Raw genomic sequence first — 9,794 nt, 5'->3', positions numbered from 1 at the left:
CTTGTCTAACAATTGTAAGGCACTTCAAAGTGCCTATTTCTACTATATTTACGATAAACGTATTAAATTCAGGATAAATAAATTATATATTCTCTTTTTTGAAACCATTAGCTTTATTTGTATTTTCTTTCAAATATCCAAAGCGAACCAGCAAGAACTATACACCCTAGTATGCTTAGCCATAAGACTTCGTTATGTTTCTCACCTGTCTGCGGTAAATCTTTTTTCTTATCTACTTTGACCGATGAATTAACTTTCTTACTTACTAATTCTTTCTTTGATGAACTTGAACTTGTCTCAACAGGAATCACCTTTTCACTACTAGTAGAACTCGAACTACTTGTAGATGTCGCAACAGATGGTACACTACTAATTTCTGAAGAAGATGAGCTGCTTTGTTCGCTTGAGACTTTGGAGGTTTGCTCACTACTTGAGCTACTATTTACACTAGAAGTTGAACTTACATTAGAACTTTCCACAGAACTTGAGCTACTTGAACTTGGAACACTAGACGAGGAACTTGATTCTTGTTGTTCACTTGAGCTACTTGAACTGGATGAAGTACTTTCAGCTTTTGTTACTGAGCTTGAACTACTTAAGCTAGAGCTACTTAAGCTAACAGTTGAAGTTTCAGTCTGGGATACGCTACTAGAAACCGAACTACTTGAACTTACCAAAGAGGAACTAGAAGTACTCTCAGCCTTAGTTACCGAACTGGAAGAACTAGGTATGCTTGAACTTGAAGATTCAATGCTTGATGAGGAACTAGAACTTGAAGGTTTCGAACTCGAGCTACTTGAAACTGAACTACTTGAATTAAATTGTGGATGTTCAGGTAATTGACCAAAACTTGTCCCTAGCAAGTCTTGATATGTACTGTCATCTCTTACATATATATTTAAGTTTAAATTTACCGGTACTGGACTGACACTTCGTATCAATTCGTTATATACCATTCTTTCTTCTTGTGTTAATTCATTTTCATTTACATTATATGAATCACTATAATGCCAAATTGCAAGTTGAGTAAGTCTTCTGAAAGCACCGTTGGATAGTTTTCCTTGCAACTTAGTAGCATTCAATGGATAGCCATTGTATATGATTCTTTTAATAATATCTGGTAACTGCTCCCTATCTACCAGCGGATTATCTAATGCCATCAATCGTTCTGGTGTCGCATCAAATCTGTTATACACTGCTGAATAAGGTAACTTCTTTGATTCATTTATACAATAAGCAACATCAACTTTTCCTGTACTTAAATTTTGTACATAAATTGGCATCCCATATGAATCTTGTGACTGACCAACATAAGCAATATAGCGATCAATATTATCAGCTGAAACATGACCATCTTCAAAATGAAAATTAATTACAAAACCTAATAAAAATACTAAACCAACAACAATTTTCCGCATAACCTTCATTATAAAAAACATATCCTCCTTTCCTTAAAAACTGTTGTTAGTATAGCTAAAATATTATGATTTTTTAGAAATTTGCACTGAATGGTACTAAATTTACACCAAACGGTTCTTTTACATTTCCATGAATCTTTCTTTAAGTATATTTTTTAATGGACCTATATTTTTTCGAGAAACCAGACAATAAGTACTCTCGTTAAAATATAATTTCTTTTCTTTACTATCAAATTTTTTAATATTGCCTACATTTGCGACAAACGATCTATGTACTCTTATAAAACTATCGCTCTTAGTTTCTATGCTTTTTAAATTTCCTTTGACTACAAAATGTTGAGATTTTGTATAAACTGAAAGTTTCCTCTTTGTTAAGTCAGTAATTGTTTCAAAAAAATATATATCAGATACTGGTATTCTAAAAATTTCAGAATTACTTTCTAATTCAATAAATTCAGTTTCTTCATTCAAGTTTTGTCTCTCTTTTATCAATTGAAAATCTGTAACCAAACTCTGTTTAATTTCATCATTTGTTTGAATTTTATCAATAAAGTCTAACGCCGCTACTCTGTATTCATATGTTTTTCGCATAAACTCTGAATGCGTAGTAATAAAAATAATTGTACCTAAATTATCAATTTCTCTAATCCTTTGAGAAGCTTCAAAACCACCATACCTAGAATTTTTTAATTCAATATCCAGCAAATAAATATTATTTTCATCTGGCTGAGTAATATGTTGTAATAATTTGTCTGATTCTTTAAAAGTTTGAATCACTAAGTTTGGTTGAATACTCTCCAAAATCAACTTCAAGCGTAAAATTTGAAGTGAATCATCCTCTAAAATAAATATTTTCATCTTTTTTCTTCCTTGTTTAAAACTAACTCCTGAGTAAATGTATAATCACGACTACTTGTTTTTAAGGATACATTGGGATAATGACCGATCAACCTTTTAACAGTCGCTAACCCTTGTCCCCTATTTCCACTTTTAGTTGTATAATTTTCTTTAAACAGTGGGGCTATCTCTACTCTCTCTACTTTAGTACTATTCTCAATAATTACTCTTTCAATATCAGTCTCTTTAATATATGCTACTAATAGTCGTGGCTCTTCACTTTCCAATGCTGCTTCAATCGCGTTATCCAACAATATAGATAGTATTCTAACTGCATCTAACAATCTTGTATATTGAATCGTAACATCATCATTTATTTCAATTTCCAATTCAACTCCTTCACGGGTTGCATAACTAAATTTATTATAAAGAATACTTTTAATTGCTGAAGTTTTTACATGTTTCAGTTTCCCCAAATCATAGTAAGCTGCGTTAATCTTTTCTTTACTTGGTTCCATAATTTTAGTATATATTTCTTCTATCAACTCTAAATTTCCACTTTTAATTGCTTGATCCATACTAAGTAAAATATTCAAATAATCATGCCTGAATCTTCTAAGACCTTGATACATTTCTTCAATCTTGTTCGCATAATTTTCAATATTCTGTAATTCAAAATCTTTTAGTTCATCAAGTTCTCGTTTAGTTTCCAATAAGGCAAGCGCTCTTATATATCCCCAAAATAAAATCAATCCTATTACATAAATACTTACCCACCAACTATTGTAATTATCATTAAATGTTGATCCATAAATTAAATAGATTGCTAAAAATACAATAGCTACCAATTCCATTTTTCTCTTTTTACTCGAATCGGACATTGATAAAATTTCCAAACTATCTTTAAACCAGTAGATAATTCCTACCTGCATTAAAAAGATTATACTTTGACAAACCAAAGTTCCTAAATAGTTATTATAGTTAAACCAATCGTAGATTTTATTTCCATAAAAATTCAGAACTACTTGTAAAATCCATGTCGTGACAAACGAATACATCACAAAAATTATGTATCTTAACCAACTGTCTCTTCCATTATCTTGATGATAGGTAATTAATACTCCTCCAATAATCATAATTAAATTGCTAATTTTAATCGGTATACAAATAACCATTAACAAAATAAATACTACTATATGCAAAAAATCAAACTTCACTTTACTCGAATAAGATAATGTGATTACTTCTATTATCAAAGTTGAAAGCATTCCAAAAACATAAATTCCCATATAAATCACCTTGTATAAATATTAATTGGCTATTATATTTTAAGCAAAATTTTAAAAATTTACAAATCACTATATTAGCTACTTTGTGTTAATACATATATATAATGTTAAATACATAATGTTTATACATTATGTATTATATATAATGATAAATGTACAATATATTAACATTATATGTTTTTTTAATTGTATTAATAGATTTTTCTCATTTAAAAGCGTATGATTAACTTATCTAATAAATGAAAGGTGGTCAAACAATGGGACAAGTATCACATTTGTATGATTTATTCCAACCAAAGCATTATCAAATTTATCTAGATATCAATCGTGAAAAGAAAACATTTACGGGAGTTACTAAGATTTCTGGGAATGCTTCTCAAAAAGAAATTGCTTTACATCAAAAATTCCTCAATATTCTTGATGTAAAGGTTAATGGTAATTCTACCGATTTTAAATTCGATGATAATTCTGAAACTGTCTCTTTTAATGTTCCTAATACTGGAGATCTTGATTTAGAAGTATCATATTCTGCTAAGCTTACTGATTCTATGATGGGAATCTATCCTTCTTACTATGAAGTTGATGGTGTAAAAAAACAACTTATCGGTACGCAATTTGAAACTACATTTGCGCGTCAAGCATTTCCTTCTATTGACGAACCAGTTGCTAAAGCTACTTTCGATCTTGCTATAAAGTTTGACGAGCATGAAGGTGAAACTGTCCTTAGCAACATGCCAGAAGTTAAGACAGAAAATGGTGTGCATTACTTTGACACTACTGTGAGAATGTCAACTTACCTTGTAGCCTTTGCCTTTGGTGAACTACAAAGCAAACTTACTGAAACTAAATCTGGTGTTAAAATCGGTGTATTTTCAACTAAAGCTCATGCCAAAAAAGAACTAGATTTTGCTTTAGATATTGCTAAACGTTCAATTGAATTTTACGAAGATTATTATCAAACTCCATATCCACTCCCTCACTCCTGGCAACTAGCCTTACCTGACTTTTCAGCCGGAGCCATGGAAAATTGGGGCTTGGTAACTTATCGTGAAGCTTATCTATTATTAAATCCTGATAACACATCTTTAGATACAAAGCGTATTGTTGCAACTGTTATTGCTCATGAACTTGCTCATCAATGGTTTGGTGATTTAGTAACTATGAAATGGTGGGATGATCTATGGTTAAATGAAAGTTTCGCCAATATGATGGAATATGTTGCTATCGATGCACTACAACCTGACTGGAATATCTGGGAATTATTCCAAACATCTGAAGCACCTCAAGCTTTACAACGCGATGCAACTGATGGCGTTCAATCCGTTCACGTTGAAGTCAAGGATCCTGCTGAAATAGATTCTCTATTTGATCCAGCTATTGTTTATGCAAAAGGTTCACGTTTATTAGTAATGGTTCGTGCTCTAATTGGCGATGAAGCTTTACGTTCTGGACTAAAAGCTTACTTTAAGTCACACAAATACAATAATGCTGTTGGTTCTGACTTATGGAAAGCACTTGGTGAAGCTTCAAATCTTGATATTGGCTCTATTATGAACTCATGGCTAGAACAACCTGGTTATCCAGTTCTTAATGTCAATGTTAAAAATGGTCATTTAGTAGTTGAACAAAATCAATTCTTTATTGGTGAAGGTAAAAATGTAGATCGTTTATGGCAAGTTCCTCTACATGCAAACTTTGCTCAAGCCCCTAAGCTACTTACACAAAAGGAATTAGATTTAGGTGACTATCAAGAATTGAGAAAAGCAGCCGATAAACCTCTACGTTTCAATGTAGGAAATACTTCTCATGTTGTAGTTAATTACGCTCCTGAACTATTAGAAGATATTTTAGTTAACTCACAAAATCTAACACATATTGATAAATTACAATTGTTGCAAGATTTACGACTCCTTGCTGATAGTGGTTTAGCTTCTTATTCTAAGGTTATTCCATTATTAAAAGAATTTTCAAATAGTGATTCAGCTATTGTTAATGAAACTTTATATAGCATTGTTAATAATTTGAAATTCTTTGTTACTCCAGATTCCACTGATGAAACAAACTTAAAGAAATTTGTTAATACTTTAAGTGCTGACCAAGTTCAACGTTTATCTTGGTTACCAAAGGATACTGATAGCAATGACGATCAACTAGTTCGTCCACTTGTTTTGAGTGCTGCTTTATATGCTGAAAATCCTTCTGCAGAATCTGAAGCACATGAAATCTTTACTCAAAATCAAGATAATTTATTAAGCTTATCTTCTGATATTCGTGCTCTTGTATTGCAAAATGAAGTTAAAAATTACAACTCTTCTCAATTATTTGCATCTTTACTCGAAGATTACCGTAAAACTAGTGATAGTTCATATAAAAAAGACATTTTGTTTGCATTGACCTCAACAAAAGATACTAACCAAGTTCAACAAATTGTATCTCATTTCGAAGATGCAGATACTATCAAACCTCAAGATTTACGTACTTGGTACTTTAGAACTCTTTCAAACAATCTAGGCGAACAAGTTGCTTGGGATTGGATTCGTAACGACTGGAAATGGCTTGAAGATACAGTTGGTGGTGATATGGAATTTACATCTTATATCACAGTTACTGCACGTGCATTGCATACAGAACAACGATTAGCTGAATTTAAAGAGTTCTTTGAACCTAAGCTTAATACTCCAGGGTTAATACGCGAAATTGTCATGGATACTAAAGTTATCGAAAGTCGTGTTGCTATGATTGAACGTGAAAGAGATCATGTAAATGCTGCTATTTCGGATATTCTTAATTAAATATTTATATTAAAAAAGAGCTGGGAAAATGATTTTCCTAGCCTTTTTCTTACTCTCACTTTGTGTTAATGTTAATATGTAATATTTATAACATTATACATTAACATTTAACATATGTATTTAACCTTTATATTTAACATATATTCCTATTACAATAAAAATTGGTCCGAAAAAAATAAATAGTATGCTCATAATCACACTTTTAGCTATACTATATAGCCATTCTGACATATTATCATGCGACATTGTATCTACACTCGTATATTCATATGGATTCGTGTAGACTCCATTTGAAGTCCATTTTCTATCTTTATGATTTTGCGCAAGATCATGATGATGTAAATCTAACGCTTTTTGCTTATAAGAAACTACTGGTTCACCATCGGATATAAACCAACTTTGATGTTTCAATCTAAAGAATGGGAGAATAGCTGTGGTAATAAAAAAATACATATGTTGCATTTCAAATGTATACTTCGTCGGGTGAAAAGTAATGTCCTCTTTATAAATAAATATTAGAGTTAGACAAATTATACCCACTAGCAAATACCTTATTAACTTTAATATCAACCATACATTTTTCACCGTTACTTTCCCTCCATTCAAGATTATCTTTTAACGCCACACGTTAATAATTTTCTTTATTATACACTTTATATAAATGTTGTCTACATAATATTATCCTATTAACATTATATAAATATATTATTTATTATATATAATCTATTTACATTTAACACTATACACAAAAACAGAGGATAATATCGAACTATCCTCTGTTTCGCCATTATTTTTTACTTAGTGATGTAAGATAATCTTTTTGTTCCAAAATATTCAAGATACGATTAAACCTTTGCCTGTCACTATCGCTTAACTTTTCAATTCTTTCACTCAATAGATTCCCTACAACTTCTTTTTGGGTTGATCCAATCCCTATATTATTTAAAGCTGTTATTTGATTTCTAATATGATTATCTACACGAACATTAGCAGGAAAGGTTACTGTATTTTCATCAGTAACTACATCACCACGTTCAACCTGATTTTCAACTTTTACTGGTCCACTATGAACTAATTTGTTTTGTCCACTTTTTTTAGAATGATTAAGTAATCCACCAGCCATTATTCTTCACCTAACCTTTCTAAAATTTCATTAGCAACTCCCTTGAAAGCTGCATGTGTTTTCTTATCCCATGAATCACTTGGATTATCAGTAATCCCCGTCATATCCATTCTCTTAACACGTTCCATTTGCATAATTTTCGCATTAAAGATATTTTCATCACCAAATTCTTCTGAAGCTGCGTCTAAAATTTCTTTATCTACGCTAGCACTTCTTTTCGATAAGAAAGGCAAAATACCTAAAATATCAACTTTAGAATCATATGCATCAACAATACTATTTTGTAGATACTCAATCAAAACTTCTGCACCTTGCAACGAACGTTCTTGAGTTTGAAGAACTACAATAATTTGATCACATGCATAGAAAGCTGTATCGTTTGGTAATGAAATTGTTGGTGGAACATCTATGAAGATAAAGTCGTATTTATCACGTAATGAATCAACTTTCTTCTTGAAGAAACCAATACGTTCTTTTTCATCCATAAAGTTTCTTTCCAAAAAACGACTGTACATACTAAAATCAACAGCATTTGGAATAAGGTATAAGTTGTCTTCAATTTCAATCGTTATTGAATCTAAACTTTCTTCTCTATTCAAAGCAGTCATTAATGATGATTCAATAGTTGCAACTTTATCTTTATTTTGATACTTAGTTTTTAAAAATAGGGCAGTGATATTAGCCTGAGGGTCAAAGTCTATAACTAGACACTTTTTACCCATCTTTGCTAAATTGTAACTTACTAATGCAGTAGCGCTAGTTTTACCAACGCCACCTTTAAAATTTAAAAATGATAATACTGTGGCAGTCATCTTTTAACCTACCTTTCTACATTTACACATTTACACTTATATACAAGTATACTTGTATACTTGTATCTCTAATTAGTTTACCACAATCTCCTACAATGTGTTAATTCTTTTTGTTTAATTATAACATTGTGTTAATATATTAATATAATGTATTTAATAAATATTATATGTTACAAAAGAAAACGGCTGCTAATTTTGTTACCTTATGCTATATTCTTCTTGTGTAAGTTGGGATAGTTATTGCGCTTGGGTAAGCTAAACCAATATACATCTTTTTTGTTGTAGTCTCTACAAAGATGTATATTGGTTTTTTTATTACTATTCAGAAAGGAGGCTACTATGAAAATTTTTAAAGTTATTAATAATAATATTGTCATTACTCTCGATCAAAATAATCAAGAAATCATTTTGATGGGTAGAGGATTAGTTTTCAAACAACGACCTGGAAATAATATCGATGAAAATTTAATTGAAAACGTTTTTCTCTTAGTTTATCAGATAATGAGGAATCTTCAGTCTCTCAATTATTATCTAATATTTCTTTAGAAGATATTAGAGTTGCCACCCAGATTTTAAATTATGCCGAAGATATTTTTAATACCAAAGTTAGTGACTCAAAAGTTATTGCTCTTAGTGACCATATCCATAGTGCATTAGAACGATATAATTCTGGTGTTGAATTAAAAAAATAATTTACTTTGGGAAATTAAAAGATTCTATCCTAAAGAATTCACGGTTGGTAAAGAAGCACTAGATATTATTAATCAACAATTTGGAATTAAACTCCCTGAAGATGAGGCAGGTTTTATTACAATGCATATTGTAGAAGCACATATGAATCAGACTATTGACGATTTAGATGGATTGACACAATTTATCCAAAAAGTAATCCAGATTTTAAAATACGCTTGCCATCAGGAAATTGATGAACATTCCGCTTATTACTATCGCTTCGTAACTCACTTGCGTTACCTGGCCCAAAGAATTTCTTCTAACCAAATATCAGTTGAAAAGACTGATTCATCTATGCTCGAGATCATCAAACTTCAATATCCAGATGCTTATTAAGCTGCTGAAAAAGTTCTAAATTTTATACAAAATGAATACAATTGCAGACTCGCAAGTGACGAATTAATCTATCTAACTATACATATTGAAAAATTAATTAGACATACAAATACAAATTAGTAAATCATTATTGGATAGTTACATTCAGTTGGCTAAACCTTCATTTACTAAATTCAAATGGAGGATTTTATAATGGAAAAATATACTAATTTAGCAAAAGATATTGTTACTAATGTAGGTGGAAAGGAAAATATTATTTCTTTAAAACATTGTATTACTCGTTTACGTTTTAAATTGAAAGATGAATCTATCGCAAATGACGATATTCTGAATAATATGGATGGTGTCGTTACTGTTATGAAAGCAGGGGGACAATATCAAGTTGTTATCGGTAATCATGTTACACAAGTTTTTGATGAAGTTAATCAAGTTTTAGTAACAAATGGGCGTAAATC

10 protein-coding genes and 1 pseudogene are annotated in these 9,794 nt (G+C 30.7%); 5 read left to right on the top strand and 6 right to left on the bottom strand.

Annotation, left to right across the window (positions count from 1 at the left end; all coding sequences use genetic code 11):
• Window positions 1-113 precede the first annotated feature (113 nt).
• From FC55_RS09420 to FC55_RS09410, 3 genes are all read right to left on the bottom strand, one after another.
• Entirely contained in the window at window positions 114-1,439 is a 1,326-nt protein-coding gene (locus tag FC55_RS09420; protein ID WP_225365388.1) for a Cys-Gln thioester bond-forming surface protein, read from the bottom strand.
• A 99-nt stretch (window positions 1,440-1,538) separates the two neighbouring features.
• On the bottom strand, window positions 1,539-2,276 hold the full coding sequence (locus FC55_RS09415) for a LytR/AlgR family response regulator transcription factor (protein ID WP_003699325.1): 738 nt from the start codon (window positions 2,274-2,276) through the stop codon (window positions 1,539-1,541).
• Complete coding sequence (locus FC55_RS09410; RefSeq protein ID WP_003699326.1) at window positions 2,273-3,544, bottom strand: sensor histidine kinase; 1,272 nt, start codon at window positions 3,542-3,544, stop codon at window positions 2,273-2,275. The genes FC55_RS09415 and FC55_RS09410 overlap by 4 nt, the downstream gene beginning before the upstream one ends.
• A 257-nt stretch (window positions 3,545-3,801) precedes the next feature.
• On the opposite strand from FC55_RS09410, the gene FC55_RS09405 reads away from it, so the two are divergent.
• Window positions 3,802-6,336: a M1 family metallopeptidase gene (locus FC55_RS09405; RefSeq protein WP_035149353.1), complete on the top strand. Its 2,535-nt coding sequence runs from the start codon at window positions 3,802-3,804 to the stop codon at window positions 6,334-6,336.
• A gap of 120 nt (window positions 6,337-6,456) precedes the next feature.
• Here FC55_RS09405 and FC55_RS09400 read toward each other — a convergent pair whose 3' ends face one another.
• From FC55_RS09400 to FC55_RS09390, 3 genes are all read right to left on the bottom strand, one after another.
• Window positions 6,457-6,798, bottom strand: coding sequence for a hypothetical protein (locus FC55_RS09400; RefSeq protein WP_191995338.1), 342 nt, complete (start codon window positions 6,796-6,798; stop codon window positions 6,457-6,459).
• Between the two features lie 325 nt (window positions 6,799-7,123).
• The gene (locus FC55_RS09395) at window positions 7,124-7,459 is read right to left on the bottom strand and encodes a DUF5388 domain-containing protein (protein ID WP_003699335.1); all 336 of its coding nucleotides are present in this window, start codon (window positions 7,457-7,459) and stop codon (window positions 7,124-7,126) included.
• Window positions 7,459-8,271 (bottom strand): ParA family protein, encoded by an 813-nt coding sequence (locus FC55_RS09390; protein WP_003699336.1) that lies wholly within the window; start codon window positions 8,269-8,271, stop codon window positions 7,459-7,461. Before FC55_RS09390 ends, FC55_RS09395 begins: the two co-directional genes overlap by 1 nt.
• Before the next feature lie 339 nt (window positions 8,272-8,610).
• On the opposite strand from FC55_RS09390, the gene FC55_RS10180 reads away from it, so the two are divergent.
• The 4 genes and pseudogenes from FC55_RS10180 to FC55_RS09375 all read left to right on the top strand — a co-directional run.
• A complete protein-coding gene (locus FC55_RS10180) occupies window positions 8,611-8,817 on the top strand; it encodes a CAT RNA binding domain-containing protein (protein WP_003699338.1) in 207 nt (68 codons plus the stop codon).
• Window positions 8,808-8,963, top strand: coding sequence for a PRD domain-containing protein (locus FC55_RS10275; protein WP_324253423.1), 156 nt, complete (start codon window positions 8,808-8,810; stop codon window positions 8,961-8,963). The genes FC55_RS10180 and FC55_RS10275 overlap by 10 nt, the downstream gene beginning before the upstream one ends.
• Before the next feature lie 7 nt (window positions 8,964-8,970).
• A pseudogene (locus FC55_RS10175) lies at window positions 8,971-9,459 on the top strand (PRD domain-containing protein); the annotation flags it as partial.
• Between the two features lie 72 nt (window positions 9,460-9,531).
• A partial coding sequence (locus FC55_RS09375; RefSeq protein ID WP_155512834.1) for a PTS transporter subunit EIIB occupies window positions 9,532-9,794 on the top strand: 263 nt, incomplete at its 3' end.

It is taken from the genome of Ligilactobacillus salivarius DSM 20555 = ATCC 11741, from assembly GCF_001435955.1.
Classification (GTDB): Bacteria; Bacillota; Bacilli; order Lactobacillales; family Lactobacillaceae; genus Ligilactobacillus; species Ligilactobacillus salivarius.
This window is presented reverse-complemented; position numbering and strand designations above follow the sequence as displayed.